Raw genomic sequence first — 18,235 nt, 5'->3', positions numbered from 1 at the left:
GGGCAATATTGCCATTTCATCTTGCTATATCATAGTTTCGTTGTATAATAAAAACAGGCAAGCTCAAGACTTTGTTAATGTAGTCCTGCCTTGCCTGTTGATATATTCTTTCAACACCATATTGATATACTGACTAAACGACCGGTCATCCTCCTCTGCGTAATCTCTGATAATCTGAATAACGTCACTATCCAGTGTGATACTGACTTTTCCCTTTAACGGCCTCATTCCGTTATCCTCCTTCTTCTTTTGCATTGTTTACAGATTCTGTAAGCTTTTTTGACTATAGCATGTTGGAGGATTCGATATTGCTAAGTAGTATAAAGTATGATAAAGTAGGATAAATCCAGGAAGAAGGAAGAGACCATGAAACGAGATCCATCTGTAACCAATCATAAAAATTCAGAAAAATACAGTGACAAATTCCTGTCATGGGAGGAGCTTTTTGAAAAAGGAACGCTGCTGCGTAACACCATAAAACAGCTTTCCCTGACTCCCGGTGCTTTCTATTCTGTTACAAAATCCTGTACCGATGGAACTTTTCAGGCAGGCGATGTCATCACGCTAGAAGCAAACCATGACCTTTTCTGCCCCAAAACCGGGGAACGGATCACACCAGGACAGTGTACGAAAGAAAATATGGATTTTTTATGTGTGCCGGCCGGTGGCGACATACATTAATACGTTTCTATTTCAAGGTCGCCTCCAGAAATCTCTGCACTGCTTCTTCCACTCCAGCCGAGTCTGTTCCACCGCCATAATCCAAAATTACCAGGCGGTTCTTATCGCTCAGGATGACTTCATCCAACGCAATAGAATTCTCTGCGGCAGCCGCTTCTGCAGCCTTCATTGCGTCCTGTTCTTTCTGTAATTCCTGTGCAGTCCGCTCATCTGCCGCTATGACTTCTCCAGTTTTTGTATCTGCACTTCTTGCATCTACGCTTTCTGCCGCTTGATTCTTGACATTTTGATTCTCAGCACTTTGGTTTTCCGCATTCCCGTTTTCTGTCTCATTCCGTATATAATAACGATACCAGGAAACCTGTATCCCATCCGGCAACGTGCTCAATACCTCTGGCACCTCCAGTTCCCTGCAGTCCCAGAACTTTGTCAGATTTTTTGGATAATTCTGCCTGGTCTTTTGTATGATCCACGGAATCCGGCTTTTATAAACATTCACAACTACCGGATTCCCGGCTTTGTCAGCCTGAACCGTATTGCTCTGCCAGGTGGCAAATACCGTCTGCTTTACGTTTGTATTTTCTTTTTCATCCCCGATCAAATGCCCGGTCAGGGCTCCGGACAGCGGGACCAGGATCATGCAAAGCGCAGTCACTCCGACCAGATATCCGATCCAGTTTTCTCTCTGATCTCCGCTTCCATGTTTCCGGATCCAGCTTAATACCAAACATGCACTTCCGCACAGAATCAGGCTGGAGATTAATACCGTCACAAGCAAGTGGACTGAAGTTGAAAAAGCCAGAATAAGGAAAAGGAGGATTATGCCAAACAGCAGAGCTGCCATACGCCTCTTGGACTTCATCCTGCGTTTCAGATCCATGACCGGAAGTTTTCCCTGTTCTTTTAACGCGTGTTCGCTGTTTCTTACCCAGCGAATCAGCTGCAGATAGGGAATGCCATAAGAAAGGATCAACAGCAGGCACACTGCACCGGAAACCATGCTCCAGGGATCCGCCAGCGTTTCTGCGGGATAACGCAGCCCCTGATGCAATAACCAGCCCTGCAGCACCACGATCAGCGGATATAAAATCCGGGTCGACCAACCAAGTGCCAGCGTTTTCTGAATCAAAAACTGATTTGCATCGCTCATCTCTTCGGTTCGTTCCAATGTCTCATCCGTGGTATAAAAGATCTGCCAGTTGATGCCGCTGCACTGGAACTTCCATCCGGCAGCTTCGCAGCGCTCCCGGAATTTTCCGGCATCCCAGGAATCTGCACCGGTAAGCACAGAAGTCTTCGGTGCCAAAACCGCGGCATAACGACGTTTTTCCGGGTCTGCATGGTAACATTTCATGCCGCTCCCGCCAATGCTCTCCGGATACCATCCTTCCAGCGCCAGTTGTTCCAGATACTGCCGGAGCGCATCCGCTTCCCATACGGAAAATGTCCACCAGATATGTTTTGTCTGCTTCATCGTGCCGCCTCCTTTCCAATTTCCAATTACTTTCTTCTAATTTCATTATACAAAACATGCCCCCTTGCGCAAGAACGGCACACTTACTACTTCCTTACGCTTTCATTACACAAATGTCTTAATTTCCATTGTTTTTATTTTCTTGATAACGTTTTATTCGTAGATATGGAAAACTCAAACCAGACGCATTTTCAAAAGCAGAGAATTGTGTTATAATTGTATATAATACTGTACAATGAGATGGGGGATGTGGGGTTATGTTTCAGTCACTACTTAACTGCGAGTGGGTGTTCATTTCTCAAATGATATATCGAATCAATCAATGCAATTCTTACGATGAATTCAGCACTACCGTTCTTTCTAATCTGAAAGGACTTATTCACTTCTCGAAAGGCATTTCCTTTCAGGCTGTCCGTGAAAGCGGAAAAAACGTCCTGAAAAGTCCCAAAGGGCTGAATATCCTGAATGAGCCTACGAATGAAGATTTCTACCTGGAACGCAAATATAATCCGAAGTGGACAGATTATTTTTCCGCACCATGGAGTAATGTATTCTGCTACTCCGAGATCAGTACTGCTGACGAATGGGAGAATTCCCTGATCTATCGTGAAGTCCTAAAACCACAGAACTTATATTACGGCCTTTATACTACCCTGGTTTACAACGACAATGCGCTTGGAGCTTTCGTACTCTGGCGTTCCAAAGAAGAGGGCGATTACAGCCAGCGTGATCTTTATATCATGGACTCTTTAAAAAATCATCTCGCCTTAAAGATGGCTATGCTAGCTTCGGATCCGCATTCCTGCACAGACTATCAAAAGTCTCAGGATCAACTTGCTGCGTTTTCCAACCATTTTCGCCTTACGAAACGAGAAACCGAAATTCTTCATTATATTGTTTCCGGAAAAAGCAATGAGGAAATCTGCCAGCTGGCATTCATCAGCCTTTCTACACTCAAAAAACATGTCTGCAACATTTACAAAAAGACCAATGTCCATAATACGACAAAGCTAATCAAGCTGTTTCATGAAGCTTAACATTGTCTTTTTCAAAAAACGGAGTAGCTTTTCCAGAAAGCTGCTCCATTTTTGTAAAAGCGTATTCTAGTTCAATTCGTTCGTATTTTGTTAATTATTAGACGTATTTTTCTTCTCTTTTTTCATCTTTTTCTTCCTTTTTACTTCTTTTTCTTTCATTTTTCTACTCTTTTTTCTTTTTTTCAACAATAGCTCTTGGAAAATCACGCAAACAGCCCATATCATTTCGTTTATTATATTGCTAAAATATTATCAATAAGAAAATTCATTATTTACAAAAGGAGGATTTTTATGTTAAGTGCAAAAGCAAAAGAATTATTCGCTAAACTTGAATTGGACTATGAACCCATTGCTTTAAAGTATATGGCAGTCCGTCCAGAAGGAATTGAGCAGTCAAAAGATCATTTTGCATTCTGCGAGTATGTACGAGAAGCGCAAAAAGGAAAAACATTCTATATTTCAAAAGAGAACGATGCCTGCTACGGAAAACTTGCACTCGGCATGATCGATCCGCCGCCAGTTACTGCCAGTGGTCAGGCTGGTCAGGATTTCGAAATGTACCGCACAGCTTCCGGATGCCGGAAACTGTATCAGGAAATGCCCCGAATCATTCGCGGTACCGTTAATTATGTGGTCTTTTCTCCTGTAAAAGACTGTAATTTTGATCCGGATCTGATTATGTGCATCGCAGATGTGGAAAAAGCTGACATCATCATGCGTGCTACCAGCTATATTTCCGGTGATTTCTGGGAATCCAAATCCACTCCGGTAATCAGCTGTTCCTGGATGTATGCTTATCCAGTCATTTCAGGAAAAGTGAACCACATCACAACCGGTTTTTACCATGGATTAAAGAGAAGAAAAGCTTATCCGGCCGGTCTGCGTATGATTTCCATTCCTTTCCAGAAAATCGATGAGGTTGTTCAGGCACTCGATGAAATGCCGTGGACTGCCATTGCATTCCGGGAAGATGAAGAAAGTAAGGCAGAACTCAAACGCAGAATGGAACACTGGCAGGAAATGGCTCATGAATTAAACAGCACAGTGGATCTTAAGTAAAATATCAGCAAAATGTAAGCCATAACATAATTTGCACCTATATTTACATATGAGGGGGATTTCGTATGGAGGATAAGAAAAAAGCAGGGATTGATCCCAACAGCAGAGATTACAATTTCTCAGATATTGAGCCAGACGAGCGTTTTACACAAACCAGAAAAGAATTCTGGGTAACGCTTGGAACTTATCTTGGTTTTATGGTACTCATGATTGGTAATCTGTATCTGGTTGGAGATACTGACCCTGCAAATTATACCTATGTTCTTGGATTTCCGCTCTGGATATTCCTGGAAATCTGTATCCTGATTGGAATGGTTATTGCAGTACTCCTGGTTGTTACATTTGTATACCGGGATATGGAGGTTACTCCGCGGGGCAGCTTAAAACCACGTCAGAAAAAATAGGGGGAAAGAAGTATGGAGATATCAAGTTCAACTCGTATGGTCATTATTTTCGTTTTTGCTCTTTATACCATCCTGCTGTTAGGGTATAGTTTATACACCAGAAAAGCTATGAACGAAGGCAAAGGCGACTATATCAGCAAATTCTATACTGGTGGTCGTAACGGCGGTGTGCTGATGACTGCGATGATGGTATCCGCTGGTGTTGCCGGTGCCGGTGTTTTCATGGGCGTTCCCGGTTATACTTACACTTTTGGCGCTATCTGGATGGTCTGCTGTTTCTGGTCCATGTGTACCAACTTCATGGTACTCGGACTGATCGGCAAGCGTGTCGGTATTGTTGCACGCCGTACAAACTCTCAGACTTTCGTGGAATTACTGATGAATCGCTACAATAAAAACAAACTTGTCGGTGCGCTCTGTGGTCTCGTTGTTTTATTTTTCCTTGGAGCTTTTGCCGTATCTACCATTACTGGCGGTGGACGTATCTTCCAGATTCTGACTGGTCAGGACTATCGTATCGGTCTTGCAATCTTTACCGTCCTGGTAATCATTGCAGCAATCACCGGCGGTATTAAAGGTGTCGCATCTGCTATCGTAATCCAGGGTATTGTCATGACAATCTCTGTTATCGTCCTGTTCTTTATGGGCATTACCAGCACCGGCTTAAGTTATACCGGAACCATCCACGCACTACTCGATACCAACCCGGATTGGTTTGTTCCTACCAGTATCAAAACCGTAATTTCCTTTGCATTCTTATGGGGAATTACAACCTTTACCATGCCGCATGTTACCATGACTACCCTGACCTACAAAGATACCAACACACTGCATCGCGCAATTAAGATTGGTACCATTGTCGTAGCAATCTGGCTGATTGGTCTGAATGGTCTGTGTTTCACAGTTAAATACTTATTCCCGGAAGGAAGCCTTGCAACTCCGGACCTTGGTATCCCGACTCTTGCTGTAACCGTTATGCCTCCGTGGGCAGCCGGTCTGGTACTTGCAGGTGTCTGCGGTGCTGTTCAGTCTTCTGTCGGCGGTATGGTTGTATCTCTGGCCGGAACCCTGATCAGTGACCTGTATAAGAACCTGATCAATCCATCTGTAAAACCGGAAACTATCAAAAAACTGAACACCATTGGTATCGTTGTTATTTCCCTTGTTATTTTCATCTTTGCATGTGATCCACCGGAACTGCTTGCTTCCCTGATCACCTACGCAACCGGCGGCATGACCGTTGCGTTCTTCCATACAGTTCTTCTTGGACTCTTCTGGAAGCCGGCAAATGAATACGGTGCACTCGCAGGAATCATCAGTGGTATTGCACTTTACCTGCTGATCAACTCTGGTATCATTCCGATTTCTCTTGGATTTAACCCATGCCTGATGGCTACTTTCTTATCTACTGTCATCATGGTGATTGTTTCTCTGGTTACTCCAAAAACACCGTATGGAATCATTGCTACCTGGTTTGGCAAAGATTATCCAGAACAGTAATTTGCTAATGTAAATAAAATTTTCTGAAATCCAAAAAACAGTCAGAAGGAATCCTATTGCAGCCACTCGCAGCATATGTTTTTCTTCTGGCTGTTTTTCCTTGTCTTGCCATTTCCATTTTCCTGTGGTACAATCCTAATCGGTTAACGGAATGCAGTGTGAGGGGGAGCGCCCTGACACTACGATCAGAAAAATTACTGCGATGACGAAAACCAGATTGCGAGGGAGTCCGTGTTCCGGGCTGAGAGGATCCCAGAAAGGATCGACCGTCCCCAGCTTGTACTCTGCCCAGATACAGGCTGTCAGCATTCTGTCTGAAAGTCATGTTCAGGCATGCTGCGGCATGCTTTTTTTGTACCTTTTCGAACCCTTTCAGCAGAATCCCGTAACTGCTGCGAACAGCAACCACATTTTTCACGGCAGCTACACGAAAATTTATTCTGCCCGAAACGGGCCATGGAGGTAGTATTATGAGAAAATTTGTTGTACCAGCTCTTTCCCTGGCGCTCTGCCTGGGTCTTATCACCGGTTGTTCTTCCAAGACGGATGCACCGGCTGCTTCTGAAGCAGCAGCTTCCGCAGATTCCTCTGCTGAAACTTCTTCCGATTCTTCTGCCGAAGCTTCCTCTGAGACAGAATCTGCCACAGAACCGAAGGCAGTAGATTCTTTAAAAATTGCCTTTTCCCCTTATGCCGATGCAGATACCATCACCACTGCCACCGAGCCGCTGGAGAATCTGTTAAAAGAAACGCTTCTGACCAAAGGCTACGATGTTGCTAACATTGACATGACTGTCGGTACCAGCTACACTGCGGTCGGCGAAGCATTGAGTGCAGGAAGTGCCGATATCGGTTTCATCTCCGGCGGCAACTATGTGCTGTTCTCCGATGACTGCGATGTACTTCTGACCGCACTGCGCTACGCCATCAACAAGGATTCCGAAGATCCGAAGGACTGGAATGACGGCACGATTGAGGAAAATACCGATAAAATGAGCACCTATTACCGATCCATTCTTCTGGCCGGACCAAGCGAAAAAGGTCAGGAGCTGCTTGCAAAAGTAAACAACGGCGAGGAACTGACCTGGGACGATTTAAACAGCGCAACCTGGGCTGTTATGGGACCGACCTCCGCATCCGGTTACATTTATCCGGCACTTTGGCTGCAGGAGCGTTACGGCAAGACCATTGCCGATCTTGACAATGCCGTTCAGTCTGACTCCTACACCACCTCCCTGTCACGTCTCGCTTCCGGCCAGGCTGATATCATGGTTTCCTATGGACACATCCGTACCAAATACGCAGCAGACTGGAAAGAAAAATTCGGCGGCACCGATGACATGGTGAACCAGACCGGCGTGATCGGTGTTACCGAGGGCATCTACAACGATATGATCGCCTACAGCAAAAACTCTGACCTGATGCAGGATGAAGATTTCCGCAAGGCACTTGGCGACTCCTTCATCGAAATTGCAAACACCGACGAAGGCAAGGACATCATCAGCGTATTCAGCCAGGTTGGTTATGAATGGGGCGACGATGCAAACTACGACGGCGAACGCGCTGCACAGGACCTCTTGAAATCCTTAAACTAAATGTTTCACGATATGCAAAGTCCGCACGGCACAGGCAGCTGCCCTGCCTGCGGATTTTTGCATTTGCCCCAAAATAATTTCGCACGAAACCACAGGCAGGTATTTTATGGAAATCGCACTCAAACACTTAGAAAAACAATTTCCAAACGGGACCACGGCCCTGAACAATGTAACTTTTACAGTTTTCCAGGGTGAATTTGTCTCTGTCATTGGCGCTTCCGGCGCCGGAAAAACCACGCTTTTCCGCATTTTAAACGGGATGGATACGGTAACATCCGGAACTCTTTTGTTCGACGGAAACGATGTTTCCACCATAACTAAGCGGGAGCAAAAGCAGATCCGGCGCTCCATTGGCACCATCTATCAGGATTTCTGTCTTGTAGAAAACTCCACCTGTCTGGCGAATGTCCTTACCGCCTGTCTTCCTGACATGAACCTTCTTTCTGCAGTGATCGGACTTTATTCCAGAGAACAACGAAACGAAGCGCTCTCGCTTTTAAAGCGGGTCGGTCTTGAAGAAAAAGCAGAAGAACCTGTAAAAAACCTGTCCGGCGGACAGAAACAGCGGGTTGCCATTGCCCGTGCGCTGATGCGCCACCCGCTGCTACTTCTTGCCGATGAACCTGCCGCTTCCCTCGATCCGGTCACCGGCAGACAGATCCTGGAACTTTTAAAGGAAATCCAGCAGACAGAGGGTGTCACCGTTTTGATGAACAGCCACAACCTGGAATTTTCCCTGGAGTTTTCAGGTCGCATCATCGGCCTGAAAGACGGGACTGTTGCTTTCGACGGCCGGCCCGATGCGCTGGACAAAGAGATGCTGCAGCAAATCTATCAGGAACAAGAATAACATTCCTGTAAAAACGAGACATGAAAGAATCAGCAATTTCCTGCCGACGTTTTCCCGGTATGCAACACTGAAAAATACAGCCAAACTATATAGAAAGGGAAACGAACCGTTACCAGACACGTCCACGTGAACCATGAGAACAAACCGTTTCAGAGGAGAGCACCCATGACACTAAATCTTCATTACAAAAGAAAAACCATCTTCCGTATTCTGGGCTGGTCTCTCTTTCTTTTTGTCTTTTTTGCCGCCGCAGCCTTCACCGGCTGCGATCCGGCTTATTTTTTTGCACGCCGGAGTCACTTGGCTGATCTGGCTGCCGATATGATCCGTCCGGACCTTTCCTATCTTCCGAACATTGTTGTCCCGCTTTTTTACACGCTGCAGATGTCTGTGACCGGCACGATTCTCGGATCCGTTCTGGCACTGTTTGCAGCTCCGGCCGGTGCTGTATCCTTGCGTTTCCCGGCATTGTTCCGCCGTTTCACCCGCTTTGTGATCCAGGTTCTGCGTTCTTTCCCGGCACTTGTACTGGCACTGATTGCCACCTTTTTATTTGGACTCGGGACCTTTGCCGGAACCGCTGCGATCACGCTCTACACCTTTGCCATTATGACAAAACTCACTTACGAGGACGCAGACAGCACCAACTTAAGCGCTTACCTGGCACTCCGCTCCATGGGATGCAGCGCATTTCCGGCATTTTTTCACACGGTACTGCCGGAAATTCTCCCTTCTTACTTAACCAATGCCCTGTATCTTCTGGAAACCAACGTGCGGCACAGTTCCATTCTCGGCTATGTAGGTGCCGGAGGCATTGGTCTGATCTTAAATGAAAAGATTTCCTGGCGGGAATTTCATAAGGTCGGAGCCATTCTTCTGCTGCTGTTTCTCGCTGTATGTGTGATCGAAGCCATAAGCCGCGCGCTCTCCGGCCTGATCCGCAGAGAATTCCTGCTGCAGACCTCGTCCGGGCTGCATCGAAAACACCTGCTCCGCCTGTTTTCGCTTGCGCTCGTTGTGCTGTTTGTCTGCTGTCTGCTCACCCAGAACCCACCGGATTTTTCCCACACCAGTCCCGGAAGTCTGCAGCATATGCTGTCCGGTTTCCTTCATCCTGACTGGAGTTTCTTTTTTTCCACAAAAAAAGACGGTCTCTTCTATCTTTTGATCGAGACCGTCTGTATTTCCATTGTCGGAACCGGGATTGGCACACTGATTGCAGCGCCGCTCGCATTTTTCAGCACACGGCGCTTTGCAACCGTGCCGGTATGCGCATTCTTTCAGGTTTTGGTGATCGCCATCCGATCAATTCCATTTCTGATCTATGGTTTGATTTTTATCCGCGTATCCGGTCCTGGCGCTTTCACCGGAGTCCTGACTCTGGCCATGTGCAGCATCGGTTTACTTACCAAACGCTTCACGGAATGTCTGGACGCACTGGACCTCGGTCCATACCGTGCACTCCTTGCCATGGGAATCACACCGCTTGCAGCAATCCGTCATGCCATTCTTCCGCAGATTGCTCCGGTATTTGCTTCCGCGATCCTCTACCGGTTTGATGTGAATATCCGGGAAGCCTCTGTGCTGGGTCTGGTCGGCGCAGGCGGGATCGGTGCGCCGCTGATCTTCGCCATGAACAAATACAACTGGAGCCGGGCAGGCGCCATTCTCCTGGGACTCATTGTGCTTGTCTGGATCGTGGATAGCGTATCTGGGAAGCTGGCACGGAAATAAGCATCGTCACTGTTTCTACATGCGGGAGATATAAACTACACAACCACAGAAACCAGTTCTATCATTTCATCCACGCTGATATCTTCTGTCCCGGTTCCTTTGCGGACTCTCGCCACTTCCTGTTCTCCCTGATCATAATAGATCACTTCCAGAAGTTCCTGGGATAAATTGCGAAAAACTGACGCTGCAACACCCTGAATCTGATCCGGAATCTGGATAGAAAATCCAACTTCTTTCTCTGCCGCTTCCAGCGTCGCATGATCCGTGAAAGGATTTGGCATACCAATCGGTTTTTCCTGCTCTGCTACGTCATTGCTCATCTGCCCTGTTGTAAAACCGCGAGGTTCTGACACTGGATGAGGAACGGATTCTGGATGACGCAGAGCGATATTTAAAAGAAAGGTAATTTCACTATGATCATGACTTCCCTGTTTCTGATGATCCTGTTAAACATCGTTGTCGGTGCCTGCGTGGGTCTGACCGGCATTGCCGGATTCCTGCTTCCCATGTTTTACACTGGATTTTTAAACATGCCCTCTTCTGAGGCCCTGGCTTTGAGCTTTTCTGCGTTTCTGGTATCTGGCATCATCGGCTCCATAAACTTTTACCGCGCAGGGAATCTGGAAATCCGCCCGGCCCTGGTGCTTTCCCTTGGAAGTCTGATCGGTGCGATCTTTGGGGTGAAGATCAACCTTCTGATCCCGGAATCCACCATAAAAGTGCTCTTGTATCTGGTCGTACTCTTCTCCGGAATCTCCATTCTCCTCCGGAAAGATCCGCCAGCCGGTGATAAAAGCCGCCGCTTAGCAAAAGCCGACCTCAAAAAAAATCTGCTCTACGTGCTGCTTGGCATCGTGACCGGCGCAATCTGTGCCGCCTCCGGCGCAGGCGGCCCGGTTCTGGTTATGCCGCTGTTAACTGTTATCGGCTTTCCAGTGCATACCGCAGTCGGCGTGGCACTCTTTGACTCGATCGCCATTGCCCTGGTAGCTGCCTCCGGTTACCTGATGCACGCCGCAGGCAATAAAGAAATGTGGATGCTGCTTCCAATCCTTCTGATTGCACATGGCATCGGTGTCTTTTTCGGAAGCCGCAACGCCGCCCGCATCAATCAGAAGCTCTTAAAGCGGATCGTTGCTGTGGCATCCGTTCTAATCGCACTGTGGAAGTTATTCTTATAAAAACAGATGATTTGTTACTGTTCACAGGATTTTGATTGCATATTGACAATTTAAGAAAAATAGAATATTAGACAGCTAAGGAAAGTGAGAAGATTCCATAAGGCAAGCGAAAAACCCAGAGGATTAGACCCCTCTGGGTTTTTCTTGTTCGTCGCGGTGAACTATTCCGTTTATGCTGTTGCTACCCTATTTATCTCTATTCAGCCATTTGCATATGTAGTAGCTAACCACACCTGCTGCGACAGAGACAAGAAGTAGGAAATGAAAGAGACCGTTTTCCGGACCTTACTTGTTTTATTCTAAAATTCCTACCCCTGAATAAACCGGCTCAAGAACTCCTGTGTCTTTGCCTTCTGCGGATTGCCGAAGATATCTGCCGGCTTTCCTTCCTCTTCGATGACTCCGTCCGCCATGAATACCACATGGTTGGAGACATCACGTGCGAAGGCCATCTCATGAGTTACGATGATCATGGTGATACCTTCCTTTGCGAGGGTACGCATAACCGCCAGTACCTCGCCTACCATCTGTGGGTCGAGTGCGGACGTCGGTTCATCGAACAACAGCACCTCCGGCTCCATTGCCAGAGCGCGGGCGATTGCCACACGCTGCTTCTGTCCGCCGGAAATCTGCTTCGGCTTTGCGTTGATGTATGGTGCCATGCCTACCTTTTCCAGGTATTTCATGGCCATGGCCTTTGCGTCTTCCTTCGAACGCTTTAACACCTTGGTCTGACCGATCATGCAGTTTTCCAGAACGGTCAGGTTGTTAAACAGGTTAAAGCTCTGGAAGACCATGCCTACCTTGGAGCGGTATGCCGGAACATTCACACCCTTGTCGGTGATGTCCTTCTCATGATAGAGGATTTCTCCGGTGGTCGGAGTCTCCAGCATGTTGATGCAGCGAAGCAGCGTGGATTTACCGGAACCGGATGCCCCGATGATACAGGTTACATCGCCGGTGTCTACGGTAAAGTCAATGTCACGCAGGACTACATGCTTGCCGAAGGATTTGCTCAAATGACGAATTTCCAATACATGATTCTCTGCCATCGTTAGTCTTCCTCCTTCTTTTTCTCTTCATAACGGTACATGCCGCTGGTGTGTGCCAGGGTATCCGTGGTTGCCAGATCGTAGTTGTCGGAACCGTCCATGCGGTTCTCCAGCCACCGCAGGATGCGGGAGCAGGTAAAGGTCATGATAAAGTACACGATCATGGTGATGGTGTAGGTCTCAAAGTTCATGTACAGCGCACCTGCAGCAGATTTCGTCTTGTACAGAAGCTCTGCCACACCGATGACGGAAAGCACGCAGCTGTCCTTGATGTTGATGATCAGGTTGTTGCCGATCTGCGGCATGATGTTTCTGAGTGCCTGCGGCAGAATGACATACAGCATGGTCTGTACATGGGTCATGCCGATGGCCTTTGCGCCCTCAGTCTGGCCCGGGTCAATGGAAAGGATACCGCCGCGGACGGTCTCAGCCATGTACGCACCGGTGTTGATGGACAGGATAAAGTAGGCTGCCTGCCACATGCTTAAGTTTAAGCCTAAAAGCGGAAGCATACCATAATAGATAAACATGGCCTGCGCCATCATCGGGGTTCCGCGGAAGAATTCCACGTAGGCATTCATGATCAGCTTAATGATCCACAAAACTACCTTTTTTACCGGGTTGTCTTTTGCTTCAACCGGAATGGTCTGCACAATACCCACTGCGAAACCAATGATGCAGCCCACCAGGGTACCCACCAGCGCAATGCGGATGCTGACTCCTGCACCCTGCAGCATAGACATTCCGTATCTCTGGAATACGACCATTACACGGCCGAAAAAGTCTGTTGGCATAATACTTTCTCCTCTGAATATTCAATAACTGTAACTACACAGACGCGCCAAATGACGCGTCTGCAGCCCTGCATCATTGCAGGAATGATATAACTTCGTTCGCCAGATTCGCTTTATTTGAAGCGCAATCCTAGTTAGCTAACGGCTGAACGGAAATTGCCTCGTCCATCATGGCAGAGAAATCGTCTTTGGTCATCTTGGTGAGGACGCTGTCGATGGCTTCTTTTAACTCGGTGTTGCCCTTCTTCATGGAGATACCGATGTTGATATCCTCATCGCTTACCTGGAAGTCGTTGTCGCCGCCGCCAAACTCAAGCATCTTGAAGTTCGGATAAGCAACCAAAGCGCCTTTACCGGTCGGCTGGTCGGTTACAACGAGGTCACACTTGTCTGCGTTTAAGGACATGAGCATATCCGGTGCACTTGCGGTTGCAGCCAGGATGTTGGCGTCCGGGATCTGCGGCAGGCAGTTCTGATACCAGATCGTGCTCTGCTGGGAAGTACAGGTTGCGCCAGCTAAGTCTGCCACGCTGGTTGCATTTGCGTACTTGCCATCCTGTTTTACCAGGGTAACGATCGTTGCATAGTAGTACGGCTCGGAGAAGTCAACGGCCTGCAGACGCTCCTCAGTGATGGACTGACCTGCGATCACACAGTCAACCTGACCGGACTGGATCGCCGGGATCAGGGAATCCCAGTCAAGACGGACGATCTGAAGATCATAGCCTAATTCTTCACAGATCTTCTTTGCCATCATGACATCGTAACCGTAAGCGTACTCGTTGCTGTCTGCGATCGGAACGGCACCGTTGGAATCATCCGGCTGGGTCCAGTTGTACGGTGCGTAAGCACACTCCATCGCTACCTTTAATACTTTTTTCTCGCCGTCTTTTGCTGCCTCGGTCTCACCAGCTGCGGTGGTCTCTGCTGCATCTGCCTTGCTCTCAGCTGCTGCAGTGGTCTCGGTCTTGCTGCCGCCGCATGCAGTCATGGATGCTGCCATCAGGGCTGCCATAGCAGCTGCCATTAATTTTTTTGCACTTTTTTTCATAATGTTTCCTCCTCGTGCATCAAGAAAGCAAAGAAATCCCTTGTTTGAAGGCTTCTTTGCTTTCTTTTTTGCGTATCTTATGATTTTTTTGCTTTTTTTATCATACAACCCGCCTGTGGCTTTGTCAATTGCTTTCTTTTTCCATGATAATTCCGTCACAATAAAACTTCCGTTACTGCCCACCAGGCCCCGGAATCTGTGCCGGAGACGGAGATGCTCCCGTACCAGTCCCCGGTGTGCTTCCAGGTCCTGCCGGAGTATTTCCCGATGCCCCCGGCGTACTCTGTGTTCCACCAGAACTGCTCCCAGGTCCGGACTGGGAATTTCCGGATGGAGTGTTCTGGGACGCGCCGTTCTGCCCCGGATATGCCTGGGCTCCACCGGAGCCAGCTGCATTGTTTGACGGCTGCTGCTGCGATGCAGCCGTGGTCGGCTGCGCGGCTCCTCCCGACTGTGCCTGCGCGGCTGTCGTCGGCTGGGCTGCTGCAGATGTTGACTGTGGCTGCGATGCCGTACCCGGCTGGGTCTGTGCAGCGCTCGTCGGCTGGGTGCTGCTCTCATGCGATGACGACTGACCATTTCCTCCACTTTGTGACTGTGGTTTTGTCTCTGCCGCCTGCCCACCTTCTGTCTGCTGCGGCTTCGTTTCTGCCGGAGTCTGGGCTGCCGTAGTCGGCTGGGTACTTCCTTCCGTTCCGTTCTGTGCTGCCGTACTGGTCTTTCCATCGCCGGTTCCGTCTAAGTGATAACAGATCACCGGCATCCCAGCTGAAATATTTTCATAAACCGTCTTGGCCACTGCCGGAGGCAGGTTGATACAGCCATGGGAGCCGTTTGTCTTGTAGATTTTTCCTCCGAAGCTGGAACGCCAGTAGGCATCGTGCATACCGATCCCACCATTGAACGGCATCCAGTAAGATACCGGAGTGGAATAGTTTTCCCCTTTTAATGTGGCATTTCTCTGCTTATAGGTCAGCGGATATACGCCCGCCGGGGTACTCCATCCACGGGATTCATTTCCCGACACGAAATCAGACTGTACGACCAGCTTTCCTTCCTTATAGAAAAACATATGCTGCGCCGTCAGATTGATTTCCGCGTAGGTTGTTCCGTAATCGTTTCCGTCGTGGGATGCCGCCGTCTGGCTGTAAACTGGTTCCCGCTCCTGACTCTCACAGGAAAGAAGGAGCTGCTTTAATGCAGCTGTTTCCTCGCTCTGATTGATCTTCCAGCCGTATACACTCTTGCTTATGGTCACACTCTGACCGTAAGAAGTCTGAAAGGTTTTCGGTTTATACGCAGTATTATAATTCTGTGCCAGCCAGGACACATACTCAGCGATCTTTGTCTCATCCAGGGAAACACCACCCTGTCCATCGCTCACGAGCCAGGTGTGGATCTTTTCCCCGTCCAAGATCTCGCTCTTGCTGCCAAACCGGTACGTTATGCTGGTCTGCACATACTTGTTCCAGGCTGCAAGCTCCGCATTCAATGCCTCATCTTCCGCCGTAATCTGCGGTTTTTTATAGACGTCCGCATCCTCCAGCGAAAGTGTTTCCTGGAAATTCAGGATTGCCTCATGCACAGCAGATGAGAGCAGCTCCATATCTGGACTTGCCCCCTCCTCTTCCGGTACGATCTCATATCCGGTTCCAGAGATATAATCCGATATGTAGGCATTTTGCGGCTCAACAACCTGTTCCGGACTTAGACACGCAAGTCCGGATACCACTTCAAAAAGCTTTGTTTCATCAAACACCGCCATGGTATCGATGGTGTAATCCACATATCTTCCGATATGAAATCCCCATGCCAGAACACTCTGGTCTTCCAAGATCTGCTCCAGGGTTCCATCGAATTCCGGATGAAACCCGATATCACTTCCGTTTATGACCTCGTTTTTTTCTCCGCGTTCCTGTAATGTCAGGGTATAACCGCTGGTTTCTGCCGTGATGCGGTCTTTGGTTTCCTCCGGAGTAAGACCGGAGACATCCAGACCATTGATCGTCGTATTTGGAAAATAAACCCGCTTATATTTTTGTCCTAAAACTGCATAAACGGCTCCGGCTACAATCACCACAGCCAGAACCGCCGTACCCGCTATAACGGCAACGGTTTTTCCATTGTTTTTTTGTTCCGGGTTCTGTCCTTGCGGCCCTCCCAGAGCGCTCTGCTGCTTTGACAAATCCTCCGGTTTCCGGCTTTCCTTCTGAGCCAGTCTTTCCTTTTGCTTCTTTCTGTTCCACTTTCCGCGGCTGCGGCCGTAGCCCGCCTGCTGATTCTCTGTTTCCATAAATCAAATTCTAATCTTTCTATATAATAATGATAATCCTGTCGGGTGCAGCGATATTTGCCCCATGATACCGGTCGTTTTCACACCATGTGATCTTACAATGCCATTTAATTGTAGCAGATGACCGGAATTCCCGTATAAACCAGATCATAAAGCGCCGCTGCCTTTTCCGGCGGCAGGTTCACGCATCCATGGCTTCCGCTTGTCTGGTAAATAGTCCCGCCGAATTTGCTGCGCCAGTTTGCATCGTGGAAGCCAATGCCTCCGTTAAACGGCATCCAGTAAGATACCGGTGTCTCATATTCATATTTGCCGTCTGCCTGCTTCTGCCCGCGCAGGACGCGGTCACGCTGCTTGTAGGTCAGTCTGTAGAGTCCCGGCGGTGTCGTATAATTTTTCGATACATTACCGGTGACACAAGGTGCATCCCAGACAACCGTTCCTTCTTTGATCATGTATACATGCTGGGCAGTCAGATCTGCCTCCACATAAGTCGTTCCCCATTCTGCCGCACTGCGGTCCACTGCACGAGACGCATAGACCGGCTCCCGGCTCTGGGACTGGGCCGTGCGGATGACTGCGGCAAGCGCATCTGCTTCTGCTGCCTGATCGATCTTCCATCCAAAAGATCCGCTCACGCTGACATCTCTTCCCGTCGCGGTGTGGAAGGTCCGTGCAGTCCCGGCAGTATCGTATTTATCTGCCAGGCTCTTCACATACGCACGGACTTTTTCCATATCAAGCTGGATCTGCCCCTCTGCACTTCCCGTGATCCAGGAACAGATTGAGGCGGAATCCAGTGTTTCGCTCTGCTCTCCAAAGGTATAGGTGACCGTCATCTCCCGGCACTGGTTCATGGTGTCACAGAGCGTCTTTAATGCTTCATCATCCTTGGTGACAGAAGGTGTATAGTAGCAGCCTGCTGCTTCCAGGTCCACCTCAGTCTCGCCCTTTGCTGCGGCATCGCGGATGAGCTGCGCTGTCTTTTCGCGGTCCACGTTGTTGCCACGTACTTCCGGGACGATGGTAAAAGGCTGACCCTCCTGATATCCGGATACGTATGCATCTGCCGTTGTAACAATGCTGCTGCCGCTGATGGCATTTAAGCTTCCAATCTTTGCATCAAGCGCTGCCTGGTCAAAGCTTCCTGTCATCTCAGTGCGGTGCTTATTGTCTGCGTCTGGTCCGGAAATCCGTCCGGATGCATTCTGTTCATCCAGGATCTGCTGCAGATATCCTTCCGGCAGTCCAACCGAAAAGCCAATTTCCGGTCCCGTGATCACTTCCGTCTTTCCGCCTTTTTCCCTGATCGTAAGTTTATAATCACTGGCGTAAAAATCCGCAACACGCTGCGTCGCCTGCTCTACAGTCATATTGCTGATGCCCAGACCGTTGACCGAGGTCCCAGATACAAAGGTTGTTTCATTTGCATAGGCACTGACAGGCCATAAAAGAGCGGCCCCAATCGCAAACACAGCACTCTTTGCATTTCTTTTCCAGCTTATTTTCATAATCATCCTCCTAAACGAG

Annotated in this window: 17 protein-coding genes; 9 read left to right on the top strand and 8 right to left on the bottom strand. The window is 48.5% G+C overall.

All coding sequences use genetic code 11. The annotated features are described in order from the left end of the window. Positions 1-63 precede the first annotated feature (63 nt). The gene (locus DXB18_RS10755) at positions 64-228 is read right to left on the bottom strand and encodes a toxin-antitoxin system protein (RefSeq protein ID WP_118707745.1); all 165 of its coding nucleotides are present in this window, start codon (positions 226-228) and stop codon (positions 64-66) included. Between the two features lie 138 nt (positions 229-366). On the opposite strand from DXB18_RS10755, the gene DXB18_RS10750 reads away from it, so the two are divergent. After that, on the top strand, positions 367-681 hold the full coding sequence (locus DXB18_RS10750; RefSeq protein ID WP_118707743.1) for a hypothetical protein: 315 nt from the start codon (positions 367-369) through the stop codon (positions 679-681). A 7-nt stretch (positions 682-688) separates the two neighbouring features. Here DXB18_RS10750 and DXB18_RS10745 read toward each other — a convergent pair whose 3' ends face one another. Continuing rightward, positions 689-2,155, bottom strand: coding sequence for a DUF2812 domain-containing protein (locus tag DXB18_RS10745; RefSeq protein WP_118707741.1), 1,467 nt, complete (start codon positions 2,153-2,155; stop codon positions 689-691). Positions 2,156-2,457: 302 nt separating this feature from the next. Between DXB18_RS10745 and DXB18_RS10740 the strand changes: the two genes are divergently transcribed. From DXB18_RS10740 to DXB18_RS10710, 7 genes are all read left to right on the top strand, one after another. Continuing rightward, a complete protein-coding gene (locus DXB18_RS10740) occupies positions 2,458-3,192 on the top strand; it encodes a LuxR C-terminal-related transcriptional regulator (RefSeq protein WP_182430550.1) in 735 nt (244 codons plus the stop codon). A gap of 291 nt (positions 3,193-3,483) precedes the next feature. Next, positions 3,484-4,251 carry a DUF169 domain-containing protein gene (locus DXB18_RS10735; RefSeq protein ID WP_118541532.1) on the top strand — a complete coding sequence of 256 codons (768 nt, stop codon included), beginning with the start codon at positions 3,484-3,486 and terminating at the stop codon, positions 4,249-4,251. 65 nt (positions 4,252-4,316) lie between these two features. Beyond that, entirely contained in the window at positions 4,317-4,655 is a 339-nt protein-coding gene (locus DXB18_RS10730) for a YhdT family protein (RefSeq protein WP_118541530.1), read from the top strand. 12 nt (positions 4,656-4,667) lie between these two features. Next, positions 4,668-6,155 carry a hypothetical protein gene (locus DXB18_RS10725; RefSeq protein WP_118541528.1) on the top strand — a complete coding sequence of 496 codons (1,488 nt, stop codon included), beginning with the start codon at positions 4,668-4,670 and terminating at the stop codon, positions 6,153-6,155. 470 nt (positions 6,156-6,625) lie between these two features. After that, positions 6,626-7,750, top strand: coding sequence for a PhnD/SsuA/transferrin family substrate-binding protein (locus DXB18_RS10720; protein ID WP_118541526.1), 1,125 nt, complete (start codon positions 6,626-6,628; stop codon positions 7,748-7,750). A 106-nt stretch (positions 7,751-7,856) separates the two neighbouring features. Further along, entirely contained in the window at positions 7,857-8,600 is a 744-nt protein-coding gene (gene phnC / locus DXB18_RS10715; RefSeq protein ID WP_118707737.1) for a phosphonate ABC transporter ATP-binding protein, read from the top strand. 165 nt (positions 8,601-8,765) lie between these two features. Then, positions 8,766-10,334: an ABC transporter permease subunit gene (locus DXB18_RS10710; RefSeq protein ID WP_118707735.1), complete on the top strand. Its 1,569-nt coding sequence runs from the start codon at positions 8,766-8,768 to the stop codon at positions 10,332-10,334. Positions 10,335-10,369: 35 nt separating this feature from the next. Here the strand turns inward: DXB18_RS10710 and DXB18_RS10705 are convergent, their stop codons facing one another. After that, positions 10,370-10,654 carry a hypothetical protein gene (locus DXB18_RS10705; RefSeq protein ID WP_118707733.1) on the bottom strand — a complete coding sequence of 95 codons (285 nt, stop codon included), beginning with the start codon at positions 10,652-10,654 and terminating at the stop codon, positions 10,370-10,372. A gap of 93 nt (positions 10,655-10,747) precedes the next feature. On the opposite strand from DXB18_RS10705, the gene DXB18_RS10700 reads away from it, so the two are divergent. Next, positions 10,748-11,515, top strand: coding sequence for a sulfite exporter TauE/SafE family protein (locus tag DXB18_RS10700; protein WP_243035215.1), 768 nt, complete (start codon positions 10,748-10,750; stop codon positions 11,513-11,515). Positions 11,516-11,823: 308 nt separating this feature from the next. Here the strand turns inward: DXB18_RS10700 and DXB18_RS10695 are convergent, their stop codons facing one another. The 5 genes from DXB18_RS10695 to DXB18_RS10675 form a co-directional block, all read right to left on the bottom strand. Then, the gene (locus DXB18_RS10695; protein ID WP_118541512.1) at positions 11,824-12,567 is read right to left on the bottom strand and encodes an amino acid ABC transporter ATP-binding protein; all 744 of its coding nucleotides are present in this window, start codon (positions 12,565-12,567) and stop codon (positions 11,824-11,826) included. 2 nt (positions 12,568-12,569) lie between these two features. Continuing rightward, complete coding sequence (locus DXB18_RS10690; RefSeq protein ID WP_118541510.1) at positions 12,570-13,361, bottom strand: amino acid ABC transporter permease; 792 nt, start codon at positions 13,359-13,361, stop codon at positions 12,570-12,572. A gap of 130 nt (positions 13,362-13,491) precedes the next feature. Further along, positions 13,492-14,412 (bottom strand): transporter substrate-binding domain-containing protein, encoded by a 921-nt coding sequence (locus DXB18_RS10685; RefSeq protein WP_118707807.1) that lies wholly within the window; start codon positions 14,410-14,412, stop codon positions 13,492-13,494. A 172-nt stretch (positions 14,413-14,584) separates the two neighbouring features. Further along, positions 14,585-16,705, bottom strand: a complete 2,121-nt coding sequence (locus DXB18_RS10680) for a L,D-transpeptidase family protein (RefSeq protein ID WP_118707731.1) — start codon at positions 16,703-16,705, stop codon at positions 14,585-14,587. A gap of 107 nt (positions 16,706-16,812) precedes the next feature. Further along, positions 16,813-18,216 (bottom strand): L,D-transpeptidase family protein, encoded by a 1,404-nt coding sequence (locus DXB18_RS10675; RefSeq protein WP_243103356.1) that lies wholly within the window; start codon positions 18,214-18,216, stop codon positions 16,813-16,815. Positions 18,217-18,235: the final 19 nt, after the last annotated feature.

The organism is Clostridium sp. OM02-18AC, assembly GCF_003481825.1.
In the GTDB taxonomy this organism is placed as follows: Bacteria; Bacillota; Clostridia; order Lachnospirales; family Lachnospiraceae; genus Brotaphodocola.
This window is presented reverse-complemented; position numbering and strand designations above follow the sequence as displayed.